Raw genomic sequence first — 740 nt, forward strand, 5'->3', positions numbered from 1 at the left:
ACGCACACACCGGCGAGACCAACTTGGCCAAATCACGCTGCTTCTGATTCGCCAAACGTTGCGTGCGGTACAAGTTCACCGCACCGGCCTGCGGATGAAACGCCGCCACCTCTAACGCATCACCGAACTGGGCGGCCAAAAACTCCGCACCCGTCATGGTGGTGCCATCGGTCATGGCCAACACCACATCATCCCCACTGCCATCCAAGATGCGCAGGTAATCCGGCAGCGGCACCAACACAGTGGGACGTGGCGCTGCGGTTGCGACCTTGCCCTCGCCGAAGAAGATCCCAATCAAATTCTCGGCAATCTGGGGTGCAGCCGGACGATCCGGATCAATCCCTAACCGCCCAGCGTGCTCCATATCGGAGATCTCACGCTCGTCATAGGTTAAGTGCAGGGTACGTTTGCCGTTTCGCGACGGCCCGAACTTCGCCGCATCCACCGCAGGCTTCTCGTTTGCCGGCACCAACGTACGGGCTGCAGCCTCAATCGCCCGGTAGCCACCTTCGACCTCAAGCAGGGCCAGGCGCAGTGCCCACCGCTGGGAGGCGTCCTTGACCGAGGCGATGCGGCGCTCGATCAACGCCAGCTCGTCGAGGGAGAAACCCCGAGCCCGCGTAGCGGCCACCGCCTGTTTGCGCGTGAACTTGGTGCGCCCGAAGTACACATCCCGCAGCCGCGCCCAGGCTCGCGCACGATCGGGTGCAAAGCCCGAGGCGAGTGCAACATCAAGGTCG

At 63.1% G+C, this 740-nt stretch carries 1 protein-coding gene; it reads right to left on the minus strand.

Annotated features, from left to right (window positions below):
- On the minus strand, positions 1-740 hold a 740-nt coding region (locus tag HMPREF3171_RS06030), incomplete at both ends, for an HNH endonuclease (protein ID WP_168161881.1).

This window comes from Corynebacterium sp. HMSC08F01 (genome assembly GCF_001807545.1).
GTDB classification, from domain to species: Bacteria; Actinomycetota; Actinomycetes; order Mycobacteriales; family Mycobacteriaceae; genus Corynebacterium; species Corynebacterium coyleae.